The sequence below is a fragment of the Aeoliella mucimassa genome (assembly GCF_007748035.1).
GTDB classification, from domain to species: Bacteria; Planctomycetota; Planctomycetia; order Pirellulales; family Lacipirellulaceae; genus Aeoliella; species Aeoliella mucimassa.
In genome coordinates this window covers 1,745,780-1,765,523 of sequence record NZ_CP036278.1, presented here as the reverse complement: position 1 = coordinate 1,765,523, position 19,744 = coordinate 1,745,780, and the positions used below count along the sequence as shown (strand labels likewise).

The following is a 19,744-nucleotide window of genomic DNA, read 5'->3' as shown; positions in this document are numbered from 1 at the left end:
AGAAGGAACGAGTAAGCAAGAACAGCGAAGCAGGACTTCGCGACGACGATTTCGCAACGGTGATTTCCGCTGACTGCCTCAGTGAATTCGGAACCTAAAATCAAACACGTAGAACCAGCACTCTTTTCCCACCGCGCAGCAGCATACGCCGCCGCGCCAGCAGACCGGACGTCCAACGGCTTCCCCAATCGGGGTAAACCAACGAGCCGACACGCACCTGAACGTGCGCACAGACTCACTCCCCAGTTATAGCGACCTAGGTGGCCAATTGCGAGCAGAAACTGGGGAGAGATGCACCCTTCAGGGCATACTCACCAGCACCAACCATGGTCGCAAAAACACGTATAGTAACACCGCATTAGACTTTGAGCGATGCAATTATCTCGTATTCATGGTCCAAAACTACTAGTTTCTGAGATTCTACTTTTCAACAAAATAAGGTTGCGAAATGCGGGTTGTAGCACCACAATGGTTGGCACTTAACTCCACTTCATCTTTAAGCCTTAATGCATGATGCGACAGTTCCACGAGATGCCTGCTGATGAGTACGCTCGCCTCGACATCGGCGAAGTTAATCTGGCATGTGCGGACAAGTTGTGTGGTTCGGAAGAGTTAAGTATCTCGCAGTACCTTGCCGTACTGGACGAATGGGCTGCGATGGTTGCTCGATCAACAGCCCGGAATAGGCAACAATTTGACAGAAGGCCTTCCGAGTTTCGCCATTCAGAGGCTTTTTACCGAATGGTCGCACTGGCTACAGTGCTTCAACGCGACATCGGCATTGAATACGCAACAGATTCACTGGAACAGTCTTTTGACTGCACTGATAGTCGGTTGCATTTTATTCATGGTATCATCGAAGGCCGCGGAGGCACGTGCGCAACACTGCCAGTGTTATTTGTGGCCATCGGACGCCGGCTTGGCTATCCACTAAAGCTCGTTAGTGCGGCACATCATTTATTTGTTCGATGGGATGACCTCTGCTCTGGTGAACGTTTTAACATTGAAGCAACAGCTAAGGGACTCATCTCCTACCCAGACGAACATTACTATAGTTGGCCTGCTCCAGTCGTCATGCAACATGTTCGGGACGGGTGGTTACTCAAGTCAATGACTCCAACAGAGGAGCTTTCCGTATTCTACGAAACTCGCGCCAGATGCTGTCTCGACTGGATGCAATTCCGCGCAGCGTATGAACTATCAGAATTCGCTGCGACCCAATTAACAGCCGGCAATCCGTACCGTTGGGGCTTTCATGCGATTGCAACCGCGCTGTATCGCAGCGAAGTAGGCCTTGCTAAGTACGGGTTCAAGCATACTGGGCAGGGCGTCGTTATAGAAAATGGCGTTGAACGTCCAATGAAGCCCTGGGAAAAGTGGGCCATACGCGAAGGTGAGAAAGAACTCAAACGCATTGAACAATTGCACGTTACTCGGCGTCAGCAGGGTCGTGCTCACATCCGGAATCGTCGAATCATACAACTTGCCGCTCAGCCCCACGCGGCTGTGGAGGCTTACTTTGAACAGGAGGTCGCAGGATGAGTTACGACCCATCAATAGGGCAGTGGCTGAGCGAGGACCCAATTGGTTTTGAGGCTGGAGATACAAATAAGTATCGGTATGTGGGAAATACACCAACTACTTTTCTCGATACAACAGGTCTAGATCGGCTGGAGCATGGATACCTTCAGGTCATCACGTGGCGTCAGGCCGAGGATCTTGGATTCTATGACCCAGAGCATAGACCTAAGTACAGAATCCCTCTTTACTACGTGAATGAACCAAATTTCTTTAATGTCTTTGGCTCTGACGCACCCCCCGTATTGGTTGGACACTATTATCCTGAGCTCGGCTTCGTCGAACACACCCCATGTGAAGGAGCGGATAAAGGCCTTGGCCACGGCTATCGCGTATCCCTCAGTGAATTGAATAGCAAGTTAGGCAACCACGATTGGTCAAGTTGGTTTAAGGCAAATCACAATGATTCGATGAACAACTCGGCAATCCTCAAACAGTCGGTAGACATTGGCTTGAACGATCCAAGTATCCATGATCGATTCTATAACTTTGAGACCACAGCTGAATTGCTAGCGCATATCGATATTGCTTTCTACGGTATTGCAACCGGACTTGCCACACCATCTGGATCGATGGCAACCTCAAAAACCGCTCTAACTGGCAGGAGAATATTCAACAAGAATAGTGTATGGAAAATGGGAGCTGGAAACAGAGGTTTTGCAGTAGAAGCAAAGCTTGGTGGCAACTTACCCAATGGCTTTAAGACAATTGATCGCTTTAAGGATGGCGTCGCTACAAGCATCAAGTCGATTGATCTGACATCCAAAACCTATCAAGATTGTCATCAGTTAAACAAGCTCATTGATGGGTACATCGACCTCATGGCAGTGTACAAGGGTGGCGAACGGGCGGGTAAAGTCATCAGGGCTTCTGACATAACAAGTCGTAGCTTAGAGATCGCAATTCCAGCTCACTCGATGACAGGCATGCAAAAGGCAGCTATTGAAGCAGCAGTGGACTACGGAAAGTCAAAGAAAGTTACAGTTATCATAATCGAGATGTTTTAATATGACTTTGGGAATATATCTCTGGAAAGACCTGTATGTCATTCACGCCAGCGTTCGTGACGACATTGGCTTGAGTTGTATTGCGGAGCCAGTCCGCATAGTTAAAAAGGCAGAACTACCATCTCAACTTGGACTAGAATTTCGCTCAGTTTTACAGTCAGTCCCATCGTTTCCGTCTAATGATGAGAGTAACCCAGTGCTGAAAGCCTTTGGCGAGCGGTCATGGGGACGAATAGACAGAGAATCACTTTACTGCTCGGTGGAAGCGAACAATACAACATTGCAGATCATTCCTTCCGTACGAAACAAGCCAGAAGGTGGACACGACTTTCTTCCCGCCCACAGTATCCTTGTTGATTTGAAAGCTACAAACGAGGCCTTGGGATTGTCTGTACTTGAGGCTTTTAGGAAATGCAGCTAGACTTCATACATTGCCCCCTTTGGTCGTGCCCACTTATTATTCGATACCACTTTATTGTGGTGTTTTGAGTACAGCAGATCTCCTGCCTCGGAGAAACACAAGTAACTACGGAGCAGTTTCTGTTGCACAATCTTCGGAGCCATTTCCGTTTCTGCCCTGCAAATACGCAGGGACTGTCATCGCCCCTACCCCACTAGCACCGAAGTCATACTAATACTCCCCGCGACCATCTTGTCGTTGAACACCTTGGCCGTGCCCGGTTGATGCTTGGTGCCGAGCACGTAGAGCAGCGGCAGGTAGTGGTCGGGCGTGGGGATGGCCATTCGCAGGGCGATGCCTTGCTGCTCGGGGCGGAGCAGTTTGGTGTAGTCGCCTTGGGCGATTTGCTGGTTTACGAAATTGCGAGCGTCCACGGCCCAGTCGAAGCCGTAGTCGTCGCGGTCGATGCCGGCGAAGTCGATCTTTCGCAGGTTGTGTACGATGTTGCCGCTGCCAAGGATCAGCACCCCGCGGTCGCGGAGCGCGTCGAGCCGCTGCCCGAGTTCGTAGTGGGCCTTGGCCGGCTGGGTTTGGTCGACACTCACCTGCACCACCGGCACGTCGGCCTGGGGGTACATGTGCTTGATCACCGACCAGGCACCATGGTCGAGGCCCCACTGCTGGTCGAGTTCCACGCTTACTGGCTTCAGCAGTTCGCGGGCTTCGGCGGCCAGCTTTGGATCACCAGCAGCGGGATACTCCACTGCATACAACTCCTGTGGAAAGCCATAGAAGTCGTGAATCGTCCGCGGCCGAGCCATCGCGGTGACCTTGGTACCGCGGGTGTACCAGTGGGCCGAGATGCAAACAATCGCTTGCGGCTTGGGAATCTTCTTGGCGATGTCGCGAAAGCCCTGAACAAACTCGTTGTCCTCAATCGCGTTCATCGGCGTGCCATGCCCTAGAAACAGGGCCGGCATCCGCTCGCTGGCGGGTAGTTCGTCGGCAAACGCTTCGACGTCGGTCAGGCTATTCAACACAAAGGGAGTCGTGGCCATGGCATGCAACAGTTGACGGCGGTTCATCTTAGTTTCTTCCGTGAGAACACGTGGGACGCATCGACAAGCGGCGTTACTTGCCGAAACTCATGTAGTCGCTCACCGACGCCTGACTCGGCGTGCTCGACGATTGACCAGTCGGCGCGGAGCGTTCGACGAACGTCTGCCCCGCTTGCTGCAACACCAAGGCCAATGGCACCAGCACCAACGCCAGCGAACCAGCCACCCGCCCCCACCGAGGCACTCGGCCGAGCACCGGCACGGTCGGAACCAAAGCCACGAGCGGGCTGGCCGCCAGCAACAGGGCGTGCGGAGCCTTTAGTTCGGCGAAGTAGTGCCCGATGATTAGCAGCGAACCGATGGCGATCACCGCGTAGCCGACCGTCGGTGTGGCGTCGGACACTTTGCCGCGCCAGAGAGCGATGGCAAACACGCCGGCTAGCGAAGCGGCCAACGGCAAGCCAAGCTGCCCACCAGTCGCGTAGCCCGACAGCATGATGGCAATCGACGAGGCCAAGGCAACCGCCGAGAGCACCAATGGAGCTGGGCAGGCGGAGCGGAGCGGCGTGGAACTGCGAACCGCAACCCACACCAGCAGCAGTCCGCCAGCGACAAGCAGTGCGAGCACCCAAAACGACATTGGCTGAGCGGAGTCACCACCGCTGCCACTATTGGCAACGTAAGTCGACCCGTGCAACAGCACGCGAGTCACTGTTAACGCCAGCGCCGCCCGCAGCAGCCAGACCAAAGCCTGAGGTACCTTGGGGACGACGCCGAGCAGTTCGACAACGAGCACCGCTGGCAGCACCATCCAGAACATCCGGCTGCTGGCTTCCGCCAGTTGCAGGTTCGGCAACAAACCGAGCCACCAGACGCCGACGTAGTGCCCAGCAGCGATGCCAAGCAGCCAACCAACGGAGGGTAGTACGTTGCTACCCGGCGCGAACCGGCGGCCAGCGAGCCACACGACGCCCGCCATGGCGGCGGCCACCAGTGCGGCCGCTGCCATCGCGATCGAGATATGAATAGGATCGGGCATGGGAGTTTACTTTGCCTTGGTGCCTTCGAAACTGATGTTCACGAAGATCTCGTCGCCTACGGCTTCGAGCATGTTCGCCATGCCATAATCGGAACGCTTGAGCTTAAAGGCAGTAGAGTAGCCAATGCGCTCGACGCCGGCGGGGAACTCGATGCTCTTGCCACCTTGCAGCTCGAACGAAATCGGTTTGGTCACGCCGTGCATGGTCATGTTGCCGGTGACCTTAAGCCCCTTTTCCGACTTCTCGACCGAGGTCGACTTGAAGGTGATCGCAGGGAATTGCTTGACGTTGAAGAAGTCGGGGCTCTTCAGGTGATCATCCCGCTGGGCGTTGTTGGTATCGATGCTGGCGGCTTCGATATTCATGGTGAACTGCTGACTGGCGGGGTTGGCCGCGTCGACCGTGAACGCGCCGCTAACCGTATTGAATCGGCCATGGGTCCAGCTGATGCCACCATGGGCGACCTGGAACGAAACCGAGGTGTGCGCGCCGTCGACTTCGTAGTCTTTGGCCTGCACACTTGCCGACGAAGCAACCACCGCCATGGCGGCAAACAAAGCGAAACGGAACATCTTTTTCATGGTTTGACTCTCCCTACAGAGACATGGACATAAACACTGATACAGAAAACACCGCTGGGGTTCCCTTCACCACCGAAGGCAACCATCGTTACTTTTTCTCTCCATCGCAGCCGAGAACGACGTCGCTCGATGACATCATTCTTCCGAGTCACTCTGCGGCATCGCTCGATGGAGTATTCGACTTGCGAAGATTCACCAGCATCGCGTTGAGTTGTTCGAGTTCGGTGCGGCTGAGACGATTCATTTGTTGCTCGTGAATCGTTCGCAGTGGTTCGTCAAGCTTCGCGAGCACCTTGGCCGCCTTCGGCGTGCTGGTTATTCGTACGCAGCGGCGGTCTTGCTCGCTACGGGTGCGTTTCACCAGGCCATCGGTTTCGAGCCGATCTATGAGCCGCGTGATATCGGGCATGCGGGTGACCATCTGGGCTGCGATCTCCCCGGCCGGCAGGCCAGGCTTGCCATGCCCGCGGAGGATCCGCAGTACGTTGTATCGCTGCGAGGTCAGCCCGTGCTCATCGAGCAGCTTGCAGGTGTCGTTTTGTAGTAAGTCGAAGGTGCGCCACATGTTGAGAAACACTTCTTCCTCGAACGTATCGAAGGGAAGCCGCTTGCGTAGCTCTTGCTGAAGCTCGGAAGGACTGGAATCGGCAGCAGTGGCAGTCATGACAGCTCTCCCATTTAATCGACATGCAATTAGTTGTTTCAACAGATAATATATACGTTCACACAACCTCTGTGGCAACAGCTATTTTTCCGACTTTCTTCGACAACGTCGTTTTCCTCGAGAAAAACGCCGCTAGCAGTTGCGTGTACTGCAGATAAATTCAGGCCCCCCTGCCCTAAAACGCCCCGCTAGTGTTTACTTCTTGGGCAGCTCACGGCCGGCCGGCTCGGGTACTGGCCTCGGCCGACACTCCCCGGCCGAGCTCCAGCGATAGAGATTCCCCGTGCTTTGCGACCATCGCCTGCTCGTTGGTGGTCGACCGCCAAGTGAATTGGCGTCGACACGGAACGCAACTTGCAGCAAAAATGGCGACCGCTTTCCACCCCCACCCCATCCATAGACCGACCGATGCTCAATCCCAGGTATTACCGGCACACCAAGATTATTGCCACCCTCGGTCCGGCTACGGAGTCGCCCGAAATGCTCGAGCAACTCATCGCCGCGGGGGTCGACGTGCTGCGGCTCAACATGGCGCACGCTTCGCGCGAGTGGGTGCTCGACATCATCTGTCGCATTCGGATTGCATCGACCAAGCTCGACCGCCATGTCGCGGTGATGATGGACATCAAAGGCCCCGAGATTCGCACCGGCGAAGTCGAGGGACTGATCGACATCAAAAAGGGAGAGCAGCTGGAGTTCTGCACCTCGGAAGACCAACGCCCACCGTCCGACACGTTGCGGGTGCAAGTGAACTACAAAGGGCTCCCGAGCGAAGTCGAGGTGGGGCAAATCGTGCTGGTCGATAGCGGCCTGCTGCGACTCGGCGTGATGGACAAAGGCGACACTTACATTCGTTGCCAGATACTCACCGATGGCAAACTCGGCTCCCGTCGGCATATCAACTTGCCAGGCGTGCACGTGAACTTGCCCTCGCTGACCGAGAAGGACAAGAACGACCTGGCGGCTGGCGTCGAAGCCGGCATCGACCTGGTGGCCCTGTCGTTTGTTCGCGAAGCGAGCGATGTCGACGAACTGCGAATGTTCCTTAACGAGATGGGATCGTCCGCCCGCATTGTTTCAAAGATCGAGGAACAAGCCGGCGTGCGGAACATGGCAGAGATCGTCAAGGCGTCGGACGCCATCATGGTCGCCCGCGGCGACCTCGGCATCGAGATCGACTATCACCAACTGCCGCTGGTGCAAACGCAGCTCGTCAAAGCGTGCCAGGCGGAGGGCAAGCCGGTGATCATCGCGACACACTTGCTCGAGTCGATGGTGTCGTCGCCGATGCCGACGCGGGCGGAGATTTCCGATATTTCTAACGCCGTTCGCGAGCAGGCCGACGCAGTGATGCTGTCCGGCGAAACTACCACCGGCGAGTATCCCCTCGAAGCAGTTGAGGTATTCAAAAACATCATTCGCAGTATCGAGCCGTCGGTCGATTACGACTTGAACTCGACTATCATACTTCGCGAACCAAAGGCCAAGATGCTCCGCTCGGCCGCGACACTGGCCCAGGATCTTGGGCAGTCGGGCATCATCGTGTTTACCCGTAGCGGCTTCCTGGCCCACGTGCTCGGTGCGCTGCGTCCGCGGGGGGTTCCGATTTTTGCCTTCACCGATCGCGAGGACGTGTTCCGCCAGATGCTGTTGCCGTGGGGCGTCGAGCCGTTTTACATGGAGTTCTCCGACGATCCCGAGAAAACCATCAAAGACGCAATAGCTTACCTGAAGCGTCGCGAGTGGTGTGCCGAAGGGATGTGGCTGGTTGTCATCACCAACGTACTGGCTGGCGAGCAGGTCATCGACTCCATGCAGCTTCGCCAGGTGACTTAACTCGGCGGACACCCCTCACCGCACGAGCGGATGGGTCGCTATACTGGTAGGCCTGCCGACGCCCCCTTCCACCGCCCTCGCCTGCGTACTCCACCCATGGCCGCTGTTCCCTTGCTGTTACTGCTGCTCGGTGTGTTCGCTTGCGCGATGTCGGTGATTTTTATCAAGAACTGCGAAGTCGATCCGGTGATGCTAACCGGCTGGCGGCTCTTGATCGCTGCAGTCGCGCTCACACCCGTCTACATTCGCGACTGGCGGAAGCATCGCGCGCAGTTGGTCCGCAGCCATTACACCGACCCGTTGATACCAGGCGTGGTGCTGACGCTGCACTTCTTCTCCTGGATGTACGGCGCGCGGCTCACTACTGCGGTGAATGCGACCGTGCTAGTGAACCTGGTGCCGATCGCAATGCCGCTGCTCCTAATCCCATTGGCCGGCGAGCGACTCAACCGCCGAGAGCTGGTCGCTACCATCGTAGCCGCTATCGGATTAGTGATACTCTGCCAGGCCGATTATCACATGAGCAAAGAGTATCTGTATGGCGACCTGGTCTGCTTGGGCTCGATGATGCTCCTCGCGGTCTACCTGGCACTCGGCCGTCGCTACCGCCATCATCCGACGATCTGGCTCTATCTGGTGCCGCTCTACTACCTGGCGGCGATCTTGTCGTTCTTGCTCGCTCCGTGGATGGCTCACTCGACCTACATCAACTGGCAACAAGATGGTCTCTCCGTGCTCGCATTGGGATTGGTCCCGACGGTCATCGGCCACTCGATGCTCAACAACGCGATGCGATACTTTCGCGGACAGGTGGTCGCCCTCGCGTCGATGTTGCAGTTTGTGTTTGCTGGCATTCTCGGCTATTTCTTTCTCTCGGAGCCCCCGCCGCAGATGGTGTTCTATCCCGCTTGTGGCCTGATTCTGCTAGCCGGCGTGATTGTCGTCCTTGGCGAAAAGCGTGAAGCGGCCGGCAAAAAAGCGGCTGCGGAGTCGGCTTAGGCCTAAATTTTTCGCAGACGCTTTTTTCGTGTTGGTTCCGCTGTGCGATGCTCGTCCAGTGCGTGGGATGTGCTATGTTATTACTCGCTACTCACAGACGGTTTCTACTTTCGCAATCCTCCTTTTCAGGACTCCTACCATGCGAAACCTGTATGCGTTCGTCGCTATGATTGCAGCCTTGTTCGCGATGTCGCTCAGTACGACTCATGCCGAGCAGGCTCCCTTGGAACTCTGGTACGATCAACCTGCCCGCGCGTGGACCGATGCACTTCCAATTGGCAACGGTCACATGGGGGCGATGGTGTTCGGCAAGACCGATACCGAACGCGTGCAGTTCAACGAAGATACGGTTTGGGAGTCGGGCCCCGAAGACTATATCAACCCCGATGGTGGTCCCGAACTGCTGGCCGAGGTTCGCGAGACCTTATTCGAAGGCGATCAATCGAAGGCCGAGCGAATTGCCAACGGTCTGATGAGCAAGCCGCTCCGCCAGCGAGCGTACCAGCCATTCGGTGATCTACATCTGGAGTTCACGCACCAGAACCCCACGGAGTACCGCCGGTCGCTCGATCTCTCCGAAGCAGTCGCTAAGGTTCGTTACGAGCACGATGGAGTGATCTACGAGCGCGAGTACCTGGCCAGCTACCCCGAACGCACCATCGCCATTCGCTTGGAGGCCAGCGAGGCTGGCAAGGTGTCGTTCACTGCTGGGCTTTCGACTCCCCAAGACTTACGTGGCCAGTCGGCAACCGTCGACGGCAACAGCGGATTGCTCATGTTGCAAGCCAAGGTCAAAGATAACACCAGCAACGACCAACCCGCCAAGAGCGTAATCACTCTCGAGTGTCGCGCCCGCGTGTTGATAGAAGGTGGAACCATTACCAGCAGCGACAACAAGCTCACCGTGGCCGATGCCGACAGTGCCACGATCTTGCTGGTGACCTCGACCTCGTACATCGACTACCAAACGGTCGATGCCGATCCTACGAAGCTCTGCGACGAGCGACTCGCCAAACTCGAAGGTAAGACGTACGAAGCGATTCGCCAGGAACACGTGGCCGACTATCGCCAGCTGTTCGATCGTTGCACACTGACGCTCGGCGATGGCACTGCGCCCGACCTGCCGACCGACGACCGACTGATTGCCCACGCCAAGCAGACCGACCAGGCACTCGAAACACTCGTGTTTCAGTACGGTCGCTATCTGCTGATTGCCTCGAGTCGTCCCGGCAGCGCAGCGGCCAACCTGCAAGGCATCTGGAACGAGTCGCTCGCGCCCGCCTGGGATGCGAAGTACACGACCAACATCAATACCGAGATGAACTACTGGCTCGCTGAAACTACCAACCTGAGTGAGTGCAGCGAACCGTTATTCGACATGATCGACGATCTCACCGTGACTGGTGCGAAGGTCGCCCGCGAGCATTACGATTTGCCTGGCTGGGTGTTCCATCACAACACCGACGGTTGGCGCGGGGCCGCGGCCATCAACGCGACTGACCATGGGCTTTGGCCGGTCGGTGGTGCCTGGTTCTGCCAGCACCTGTGGTGGCACTATCAGTTTACCGGCGACGAAGCCTTTCTTCGCGAGCGGGCGTACCCGGCCATGAAGAAGTCGTGCGAGTTTTATTTAGCCTGGTTGATAGAAGATCCCAAGTACAACCAAGGTTGGCTGGTTAGCGGGCCGAGTAACTCGCCGGAGCGCGGCGGCCTGGTGATGGGTCCCACGATGGACCATCAGATTCTTCGCTTCCTGTTCCTTAACACCGCCCGTGCGGCCGACGCTCTCGGCACCGATCCCGAGTTCGCCGAAACCCTGCGCGACACTGCCAGCCGCATCGCTCCGCTGCAGGTTGGCTCGCACGGTCAGCTTAAGGAATGGTTGTACAAGGAAGACCCTGTGACCACGCACCGCCATGTGTCGCACCTGTGGGGTCTGCATCCTGGTGAAGAGATCACTCCGCAGGATACGCCTGAGCTGGCGAAGGCTTGCGAGGAGACGCTCGCCCTGCGTGGCGATGGCGGCACCAGTTGGTCGATGGCCTGGAAGATCAACTTCTGGGCGCGTCTGCTCGATGGCGATCATGCCCACCTGATGAGCAACAACTTCCTGAAGCTCACCTCGTCGCCCAAAACCAGCTACGGCGGTGGCGGCGTTTACACCAACTTGTTCTCGGCCCATCCGCCGTTCCAGATCGATGGCAACTTCGGCTACACGGCCGGCATCGTCGAAATGCTGCTGCAATCGCACCGCCGGACCGACGAAGGTACCACGATTCTCGACCTGCTCCCCGCCCTCCCTTCGGCCTGGCCCGATGGCAAGGTAACCGGCCTATGCGGCCGTGGCGGGTTCGTGGTCGATCTGACCTGGGAGGATGGTCAACTGATCGAAGCCGATATCGAGTCGAAACTCGGCAGGCCGGCCATCGTGACCGCAAATGGCCGCGAGTACCAGGTCGACCTGAAAGCAGGCGAGCAACTCACACTCGACCTGCGACCGTAGCATCGCTAGCAGACTCCACTTGCTTCGCAAAACTCCGCCATAAAAACCGACTTCCTCTTCCCAGTTTTCGCTGGGAAATGGCCACCTGCGGTGTTCTAATGGACAGTTGTTTTTATCCGTTGTTTGTCGTCAGTGGTCCGTTGTTGGAGAGTGGAATGGTGTAACCGAGTGAACATCAAATCGATCGACACCATCTACCACGCAAGCGCGCTGTAGGAGGGCTCTCCGAGCCCGATGGCCCTTGCGCTGGTGTTCGCTGCTGCGCGGTTTCTAAGCGGTAGGCTTTGGGCTGGAAGCGGTAGGCTGAGATCTTTCAGTCGCTGGAAGCTCCTTCAAGATGACATTTCTACATCCAACTCCCAACATCCAACTCCCAACTCAAAATAGTTTCCCATGGGTGGGAATCTATTTTGGGCAACTATCGCGGAGGTGTTGATGCAACTTATTACCTATCAAGGACTTGCGACCGCCTGGCACCGCGAAAATAGATTCCCACTCGATGCGTTATTGGGAATGGGAATCTATTTGAGGGCGAAAACTACTGGTTTTATAGAGTGCGTGCCGATTCAATTTTCCCATCGGTGGGAAAATTGGGAATCTATTTCTACGATGGTCGCTGACGAGTCGTATCCGCGAACTGCCCAAGGAATTTGAGCGATGACGAATCTATTTCAGGCGATCCCGACTGAACTGCCAGAGGAACTGGTGACCGTGCTGGCGGAGTCGAACAGCGTGCGGATCGAGCGGATCGTTTCCACTGGGCAGGCGAGCGCCGAGGGATTCTGGTACGACCAGGCGGAGCACGAGTGGGTCGCGGTGCTGGCCGGCGACGCAACGCTCGAGTTCGCCGATGGCGAGATGCTCGACCTCCGCCCTGGCGATCAGGTGCTGATTGCAGCTCACCGCAAGCATCGGGTCGCGCGGACTTCGACCACCGAACCGACCGTGTGGCTAGCGGTGTTTTTCGCCGACTGACTATTGGGCCGCTTCGCGCTGATAGACCTGCTTGAGCTTCTCGACCAACTCCGGGTGCGACGAAGCCAGGTTGGTCGACTCGCTGGGGTCGTCGTCGATATTCGCGAGGAACCAATGCCCGTCCACCAGCGCGGGGGCGGTGGTTCCGTCATGCGTTTGTGGATCGCGCATCAACTTCCATGGACCTTGCCGAACCGCCCACTGTTGCTGGAATTGCCAGCAGACCGCGTCGTGCGGAGTGGAAGCGTCGGCCGACTGAATGACCTTCAACAAACTACGACCATTGAGTTTCGCCTGCGAATCAACCGGCACGTCGCATATTTCGGCCAGCGTCGGCAGCCAGTCGCATCCGTGGGCGACCTGGCTACGAACCTCGCCGGCTGGCAGATGCCCCGGCCAGGAGATGATCGCCGGCAAACGCGTTCCCCCTTCGTAAATACTGAACTTCGCCCCCCGATACTTCCCGCTGCTTCCGCCACCATGATGCGCCCGCTGTTCCGTCGAATAGCCGTTGTCGGCTTGATAAACCACGATGGTGTTTTCGCGCAGCCCGGTGTCGTCCAGGTACTTCATCAACTGAGCCAATCGATCGTCGAGCGTCGAAACCCAGGCCGCATAGAGATTCCGCGGGTACGGCACCTGACGTTCGTTGTAATATTCGATCCACTTCGAATCGCCCTGGTAAGGATAGTGAGGAACATTGATCGCAAAGTACATGAAAAATGGCTTGTCGCGATGACTATCGATAAAGGACTCGGCTTTTTCGACCATGAGATCTGGAAAGAACTCGCCAGGGCGATGGACGCGCTCGCCGTTTTCCCACAGGTCGTGGCGATTCGGTCCGCCCCAGTAGTTGAAGTGCGAGTAGTTGTCGATGCAGCCACCCATGAATCCAAAGGAGTAATCGAAGCCTTGCTGCAAGGGTTGGCACCCCACTCCAACGCCGAGATGCCATTTGCCGATATGAGCTGTCGCGTAGCCAGCTTTCTGGAACATGCCAGGCATCGTGAACCCACCGACCGGCAATCCACTGCCGGTATAGGTGGCGAGGTTATCGTGCTCTTCGCTCGGTGGCCCCGATCCGTTGCCAGGCATGCCGACCCGCCAGGGATAGCAACCGGTAAGCAACCCCGCCCGCGATGGCGAGCAGACCGGCGCGGCCGAGTAGTACTGCGTGAATCGCACGCCTTGGTTGGCCAACGCGTCGGTCGCAGCGGTTTTAATAACGGTCGCCCCATAGCAACCGGCGTCGATGCTGCCTTGGTCGTCGGACATGATGACGATCACGTTCGGGCGCCGATCGGCCGCGGTACACCACGCTGGGGCCAAACACAAAGACATCCCCGCAAGAGTCATGGCCATTCGCACGGTTCGGTTGGTCGGCGTGTACATCGAAGTTTATTCCTGATTGGAGTTCATCTTATAGAAAGGAGAGATGGCTACGGCGATTCCATCGCACAGCTCACACCTGCCCATTCAACCATCGTAAACGGTTGCTGGTCTGCTGCGAACCACCTGTTCGGCTTATACCGATTCTGCTTCGCTGCGGGGCACTTCGAATCAAGACATTGCACGACAAATAGTCCGCAAGCGGGCCGCACTCGCCGGGCCATAAGGTACGTTTTCGTTACGTTAACCGGGGGGCACCTGCACATTGATTGTGTTATCTGGGGAGCCGGTTTTCCATCGTAAGGGGCATTCGATGCAAATCTACCAAGGGGTATCCACCGCAACCGACGGCTCGCTGGCCGTATCGGAAGCGACCGCCGACTGGGGCACCGAGCCGCAGATGGTCTTGGCGTTTGTATCCACAGCGCAAGACGCTGGCGATGTTGCCGCCGCGCTGGCCCACAAGTTTCCGCACTCGCACATCGTGGGATGTACCACTGCTGGCGAGCACCTATCGGGGCGGCATCTGCACGGCTCGCTGGTACTCACTGGCATCGATTCCGAGGACCTCACCTGGTCGACTGCGCTACTCACCGACTTAGACCACCTCGACGAATCGCGGGTGAGCCGCACCGTGGAGCAGATGCTGCACGAACTCGACATCTACAAATACACGCAGCTCGATCGCTGTTTTTGTTTGTCGTTCATCGATGGCTTGTCGATGAAGGAAGAAGTCACCTCGGCGTTGATTGCCGATGCACTGCAGGGCGTTCCGCTGCTCGGCGGTTCGGCCGGCGACGACGTGAAGTTCGAAAAGACCGAAGTCATCCACAACAGCCTGGCCTGCAGCGACGCGGTGGTGCTTACGATAGCCCACAGCCGAGTCCCGTTCAAGGTGCTCAAGCACCAGCATTTTACGACAACCCCGATCAGTCTGGTGGTGACCGAAGTCGACACAGCGGCCCGTCGTGTTTACGAACTCGATGGCTACCCTGCCCTGTCGGCCTACGCCCACGCGATTGGGCTCAATCCCGAACAGGTGACCGAGGAGGTGATTCTCAAGAATCCTGTCACTTTCTCCTGCAATGGAGAGATCTACGTCCGCTCGATTCAAGAAGTGATGCCAGATGGCTCGCTCATCTTCTACTGCGGTGTAGAAGAAGGCATGGTGCTCGAAATCGGCGCCCACAATCACATGTCGACCTCGCTGAAAACAGAGCTCGATAACCTGGCCGACAACTTTGGACCGATCGACTTCCTGCTGATGTGCAATTGCGTGTTGCGTGCTCAGGAGGCGGATAGCGAAGATTCGCACGACCAACTTGGCGACATCCTGAGCGAGACTTGTAGAACCTCCATCGGGTTCGACACCTACGGCGAGCAGCTCAACGGGCTGCATATCAATCAAACCATGGTCGCACTGGCCTTGCGTGACGGATAGACGAATTTGGGAGATTTCGGATGGGGCAGGCAATGATTGACGAGCAAACCGCTGTGCAAACCGACTGGGAACTCCGTTGTCGAGCAGCGGAGCGTACGGTCGCGGTGCTTAAAAACAAAGTAAAAGAGCTGTACAACGAGGGTGCGCAAACCAGTATCCACAAGCAACTTGAACGCGCGAAACAGCGGGAACTTGAGCATCGCAACCATGCTGCCGCCGAACGCCAAAAGCTGCAGGAAGAGTTCATTGCAGTATCGCGTCAGGCGGGCATGGCCGAAATCGCGGTTGGCGTATTGCACAACGTCGGCAACGTGCTGAACAGCGTGAACACCTCCGCCCACATGGTGCGGAATCGGCTTCGCAAAAGCCGCGCAACCACGCTCAAGCAGGCCTGCGACCTGCTTCAAAAAAACGAACAGAACCTGGTCGATTATCTGACTAACGATCCGCAAGGGCAGAAACTCCCTCTGCTGCTCGCCCGCGCTGCCGAAGCGGTGCTCCGAGAAAACGAGGATGCCTTGGTCGAGATCCATACGCTCGAACGACACATTGAACACATCGAGCGAATTGTTGCTAAGCAGCAGTCGTACGCCAAGGTGAGCAGCATGCTCGAGTCGATCCAAGTCGAGAAGCTGGTGGAAGATGCGATACAGATTAACGACGCATCGCTGATCCGCCACGACATCCGACTCGAACGCCATTTCGCCCGGGTGCCGTCGGTGATTACCGACAAGCACAAAGTGATGCAGATTCTGGTAAACCTGATCAAGAATGCCAAAGAAGCGGTATCGGACCTCACGCTCAAAGAGCGACACATCGAATTACGGATCGTGCATACCAGCGACGACATGGTAAGCGTGTCGGTGACCGACAACGGAGTCGGCATCTCAGCCGAGAATCTCGAACGCATCTTCACCTACGGATTTACGACCAAGAGCTTCGGCCATGGTTTCGGTTTGCACGCCTGCTCGATTACCGCCAAGGAGCTGTGCGGTACGCTGTCGGTCGATAGCCCGGGCGAGAACCTGGGGGCAACCTTTACGTTGAGCCTGCCGATCGAGAACGTGGTACCGGCACGCTTCAGCCGAGATCATGAAGACCAGTTGTACGCCAATCCACTGTAGAGAACGTAGGATTTGAGTGCGGAACTTTGCCAGTTTTCGATGGGAAATGGCCACCCCGCGCGTTCTAATTACAGATGCACATTCATTCGATTGGTGCATTGCTAATTGAAAACCTGGGATTCGCTGCTCAGAGATAACGAAGGCTCAATCAAACAGACATCCGTCAGCCAGACATTCCCCTGACCAGGGGAAGTCTCGTGCTGCTGCCGGCCGAGATGTACCGCAAGTGAGCGGAAAGAAGCGTCCCCGGCAGGATTCGAACCTGCAACCTTCGGCTTCGGAGGCCGACGCGCCTCTCAATCGCTACTGAAGACCTCGTCAATCTTTCCACTAAATCCAAGACCACTACATTTGCTAATCGCGAGCACTCTTAATTGAACTGAAGAAATATCGATACGAAGCGTGCGATAGCCAAGAAATCCAGACTGACGTTTTCTTAATACAAATCACACCAGACACTCCTTGACAGCTCAATCGACTCTGGTAAAGTCTTAATAGAGTTCAGCAAACGGGCCTTTTTTCAGCCCCAAAACCAGACGCTCCATGACAGCTCAAGCGAACGCAAATCACATGACCGCCAGAATGCATTTAATGTGCTGGGGAGACCACGCCGAGGATCAGCGGCAGGAGCTCGAAGAATTAGCAAATCGATTCAATATGGAAATTGCTTCCGAAATGGAAAATTTCGCTGAGTACTACAGCAGGCACTTTGATTGGGAGGCTCTCTCACTGATTGTTGATGCCAGCAACAGTGATGCGGATGCCTACCTAGGGCTACCGAAGATTCACCGCAGAAGCTACAGCCTCCTCAAGAACACTAAGGCCTTAAGCGTATTGTGTGATACGAAGCGGCCCATTCTTTGTGATCTGGCCCAACAGGAAATAGAGAAGTTAACTGCCAGCCATTTCCGAAAGTTCAGTCCTGTAGACTTGCGAGAACTTCTGCCAGCCATTGCTAGGAAGTCCAGGAGAGCCATTAAGCAGGCATGGCGATCAGCAGATAAATTGAGGCTCGCGGAGTCTGAACGTCGCAAGAAGGAGATGAAACAACGATTAGCCAATGGCTATGAAGTTACTTCGAATCTGAATCACGAAGCTAGGAGACTTGCCAACGGCAACCGCAAAAAGGAAGCCATTAAAGCCGATCAAAACGTAGCTCCATTTATTTCAGAGCTTCGCATCAATGGGAAATCCTTCCAATCTATAGCCGACCACCTGAACGCCCGCGGCTACGAAACACGACAAGGGTGTAAGTGGACATATTCACAAGTTCGTCGAGTCTATCTTCGATCAACAGAGGAAGGAGGCGATGCATAAGGGGCAAGCTTACCTACCTAACACTCAGTGCTTGGATTCTGAGTAGAACATTTTTACACTAAAGGTACCATACAAGATGAGTAAAGTCGTTATCAAACAATCTCGCGTATGCGATTACTTGCGTGCGGCCGGTTTACCTCTGAAGAAGAAAGATGATCGTGAGTTCATTCTTAAGCACTACCAGAGTGTACCAGGACTTCAGAGACGAAAAACTTCGCAAGCGAACTCTAACAATGGTGAAGGCTGCTGGTACGACTACGAATCAGCAAGAGTATTAGACGTGTTTCAAGCAGAGAAAGAGATTGCCGAGAGTATTGCGGTAATTATACGCATTCTAATTTAAACCTGCGCGTTTGAGCCGCCATCAACATACGGGGCGGCACAGACGGTTTTGATGAGTTCTTCGTTGAGCACGGCGGTCCGCCATGCGGTCATGGCCGCTTCTTCCAAGTCATCGTAGTCGTCGTAGGCCCGGTTGCTCCAGAAGTGGCTTTTGAGGTAATGCCAGAGGTTTTCGATTGGGTTAAGTTCAGGGCTGTAGGGCGGCAGTTGCACCAGCGACACGTTTTCTGGGACCTGAATTGCCTTGCTGGTGTGGAAGCCGGCGCCATCCCAGATCATCACGGCGTGCTCGCCCTCGGGGATCGTTTCGGAGAACGATTCCAAGAACGAGTTAATGATCTTCGTGTTCAGTTGCGGGCTCAGCAGGCCCTCGGCGTGTCCGGTTTCCGGGCAGACCGCCCCAATCACCCACAAGTATTCGTATTCGGTTTGACGGACGGCGGTCGGTCGGGAGCCCCGCTCGGCCCACAGGTTGGTGTTGGTCCCCTGCTGTCCGAACCGTGATTCGTCCTGGAAGTAGACCCGCAGCTGTTTATGGGGATGCTCCGCGGCGATCTCCTTGATTCGCTCAGGCCACTCCCGCTTGAACGCCTCGATCTTTTCAGGGTCTGCTTTGCGATGACGCGGCCTGGGACGCAGGTAGCTGTAGCCCAATCGGTGTAGCAGCCAGTACACCGCAGGCAACGACCGCCTCACGCCGAACTCCTCGGCCAAGATGCGTTGGAAGTCCTTGCCCCGCAACGAGCAGACAAGGTCTTCGCTCGTTGGCCCTGCCGCGAGACGCTCACGAAACGTCTGCTCTTGGTCGGCTGTGAGTGGCAGGTTCAACGACCCACCGCGGTGGTCGTCCAGCCCCGCCAGCCCGTGTCGATTGTATCGGGCGACCCACTCCTGGCACGCCCGTCGCGATAGCCCAACAGCGGCTGCCACAGCGGGGGCCGTCCAGCCCTCGTGACCTAAGATCAGAATCCGCAACCGCTTGGAGCGATTGACGTTCTTCTCCACACGCTCCAATCGCTTTAACTCCGCAAGCGGAAGATGCCCCGCCACTTTCATCGCGACCTCCATGTTCTCGGAAAGTCGCATTATGATGGGGGGAATAGGAAAGCGCAATAGAAAGCGCGCAGCTCTTCTTTAGAATGCGTATTATAGGGGACAATTCCAAGCCAACTGCTTGATCGCGCTACACCACGACTGAAACAATCCATTTCGTGTGTCAATCTCCAACAGACTTTCTACCCTAAGGAGTCTGTTGGAGATGTTTAGATACCCGAAGCAGACTCAGACGGTTGTATGCCAATCCACTGTAGAGAACGTTGGATTTGAGTGCGGAACTTTGCCAGTTTTCGATGGGAAATGGCCACCCCGCGCGTTCTAATTACAGATGCACATTCATTCGATTAGTGCATTGCTCTTTGAAAACCTGGGATTCGGTGCTCAGAGAGCACGAAGGCTCGATCAAACAGACATCCGTCAGCCAGATATCCCCC

At 56.0% G+C, this 19,744-nt stretch carries 17 protein-coding genes and 1 tRNA gene; 11 read left to right on the top strand and 7 right to left on the bottom strand.

The genetic code is table 11. The annotated features are described in order from the left end of the window. The first annotated feature begins 510 nt into the window (after window positions 1–510). Both Pan181_RS07055 and Pan181_RS07050 read left to right on the top strand, forming a co-directional pair. Entirely contained in the window at window positions 511–1,542 is a 1,032-nt protein-coding gene (locus Pan181_RS07055; protein ID WP_145246154.1) for a transglutaminase family protein, read from the top strand. Beyond that, window positions 1,539–2,585 carry an endonuclease toxin domain-containing protein gene (locus Pan181_RS07050; protein WP_145246153.1) on the top strand — a complete coding sequence of 349 codons (1,047 nt, stop codon included), beginning with the start codon at window positions 1,539–1,541 and terminating at the stop codon, window positions 2,583–2,585. The genes Pan181_RS07055 and Pan181_RS07050 overlap by 4 nt, the downstream gene beginning before the upstream one ends. 606 nt (window positions 2,586–3,191) lie before the next feature. Here the strand turns inward: Pan181_RS07050 and ygiD are convergent. The 4 genes from ygiD to Pan181_RS07030 all read right to left on the bottom strand — a co-directional run bounded on the left by ygiD (window position 3,192) and on the right by Pan181_RS07030 (window position 6,328). Beyond that, window positions 3,192–4,070, bottom strand: coding sequence for a 4,5-DOPA-extradiol-dioxygenase (ygiD, locus tag Pan181_RS07045; protein WP_231943777.1), 879 nt, complete (start codon window positions 4,068–4,070; stop codon window positions 3,192–3,194). A 46-nt stretch (window positions 4,071–4,116) separates the two neighbouring features. Continuing rightward, window positions 4,117–5,082 carry a hypothetical protein gene (locus Pan181_RS07040; protein ID WP_145246152.1) on the bottom strand — a complete coding sequence of 322 codons (966 nt, stop codon included), beginning with the start codon at window positions 5,080–5,082 and terminating at the stop codon, window positions 4,117–4,119. A 6-nt stretch (window positions 5,083–5,088) separates the two neighbouring features. Next, window positions 5,089–5,664: a YceI family protein gene (locus Pan181_RS07035; RefSeq protein WP_145246151.1), complete on the bottom strand. Its 576-nt coding sequence runs from the start codon at window positions 5,662–5,664 to the stop codon at window positions 5,089–5,091. Window positions 5,665–5,812: 148 nt separating this feature from the next. Beyond that, window positions 5,813–6,328 (bottom strand): MarR family winged helix-turn-helix transcriptional regulator, encoded by a 516-nt coding sequence (locus Pan181_RS07030; protein ID WP_145246150.1) that lies wholly within the window; start codon window positions 6,326–6,328, stop codon window positions 5,813–5,815. Between the two features lie 408 nt (window positions 6,329–6,736). On the opposite strand from Pan181_RS07030, the gene pyk reads away from it, so the two are divergent. The 4 genes from pyk (at window position 6,737) to Pan181_RS07010 (ending at window position 12,641) form a co-directional block, all read left to right on the top strand. Beyond that, complete coding sequence (gene pyk / locus Pan181_RS07025) at window positions 6,737–8,164, top strand: pyruvate kinase (protein ID WP_145246149.1); 1,428 nt, start codon at window positions 6,737–6,739, stop codon at window positions 8,162–8,164. Between the two features lie 96 nt (window positions 8,165–8,260). Continuing rightward, window positions 8,261–9,163, top strand: coding sequence for a DMT family transporter (locus Pan181_RS07020; RefSeq protein WP_197529000.1), 903 nt, complete (start codon window positions 8,261–8,263; stop codon window positions 9,161–9,163). Window positions 9,164–9,302: 139 nt separating this feature from the next. Next, complete coding sequence (locus tag Pan181_RS07015; protein WP_197528999.1) at window positions 9,303–11,666, top strand: glycoside hydrolase family 95 protein; 2,364 nt, start codon at window positions 9,303–9,305, stop codon at window positions 11,664–11,666. 657 nt (window positions 11,667–12,323) lie between these two features. Further along, window positions 12,324–12,641, top strand: coding sequence for a cupin domain-containing protein (locus tag Pan181_RS07010; RefSeq protein ID WP_145246147.1), 318 nt, complete (start codon window positions 12,324–12,326; stop codon window positions 12,639–12,641). On the opposite strand, the gene Pan181_RS07005 is transcribed toward Pan181_RS07010, so the two are convergent. Continuing rightward, on the bottom strand, window positions 12,642–13,916 hold the full coding sequence (locus Pan181_RS07005) for a sulfatase-like hydrolase/transferase (RefSeq protein ID WP_197528998.1): 1,275 nt from the start codon (window positions 13,914–13,916) through the stop codon (window positions 12,642–12,644). Here Pan181_RS07005 and Pan181_RS26755 point away from each other — a divergent pair. From Pan181_RS26755 to Pan181_RS06995, 3 genes are all read left to right on the top strand, one after another. Continuing rightward, a complete protein-coding gene (locus tag Pan181_RS26755; RefSeq protein WP_261342246.1) occupies window positions 13,915–14,049 on the top strand; it encodes a hypothetical protein in 135 nt (44 codons plus the stop codon). The two genes, Pan181_RS07005 and Pan181_RS26755, sit on opposite strands and share 2 nt — an antisense overlap. Window positions 14,050–14,343: 294 nt before the next feature. Then, complete coding sequence (locus tag Pan181_RS07000) at window positions 14,344–15,471, top strand: FIST N-terminal domain-containing protein (RefSeq protein WP_145246146.1); 1,128 nt, start codon at window positions 14,344–14,346, stop codon at window positions 15,469–15,471. 32 nt (window positions 15,472–15,503) lie between these two features. After that, entirely contained in the window at window positions 15,504–16,595 is a 1,092-nt protein-coding gene (locus Pan181_RS06995; protein ID WP_197528997.1) for a sensor histidine kinase, read from the top strand. A 241-nt stretch (window positions 16,596–16,836) separates the two neighbouring features. Here the strand turns inward: Pan181_RS06995 and Pan181_RS06990 are convergent. Continuing rightward, window positions 16,837–16,909 (bottom strand) — tRNA-Arg (locus Pan181_RS06990). A gap of 229 nt (window positions 16,910–17,138) precedes the next feature. Here Pan181_RS06990 and Pan181_RS06985 point away from each other — a divergent pair. Together Pan181_RS06985 and Pan181_RS06980 are read left to right on the top strand one after the other, a co-directional pair. After that, complete coding sequence (locus Pan181_RS06985; RefSeq protein ID WP_145246144.1) at window positions 17,139–17,912, top strand: recombinase family protein; 774 nt, start codon at window positions 17,139–17,141, stop codon at window positions 17,910–17,912. A 76-nt stretch (window positions 17,913–17,988) separates the two neighbouring features. Further along, window positions 17,989–18,255: a hypothetical protein gene (locus Pan181_RS06980; protein WP_145246143.1), complete on the top strand. Its 267-nt coding sequence runs from the start codon at window positions 17,989–17,991 to the stop codon at window positions 18,253–18,255. Here the strand turns inward: Pan181_RS06980 and Pan181_RS06975 are convergent. Beyond that, complete coding sequence (locus Pan181_RS06975; RefSeq protein ID WP_145246142.1) at window positions 18,252–19,340, bottom strand: IS630 family transposase; 1,089 nt, start codon at window positions 19,338–19,340, stop codon at window positions 18,252–18,254. The genes Pan181_RS06980 and Pan181_RS06975 overlap by 4 nt on opposite strands. Window positions 19,341–19,744 lie beyond the last annotated feature (404 nt).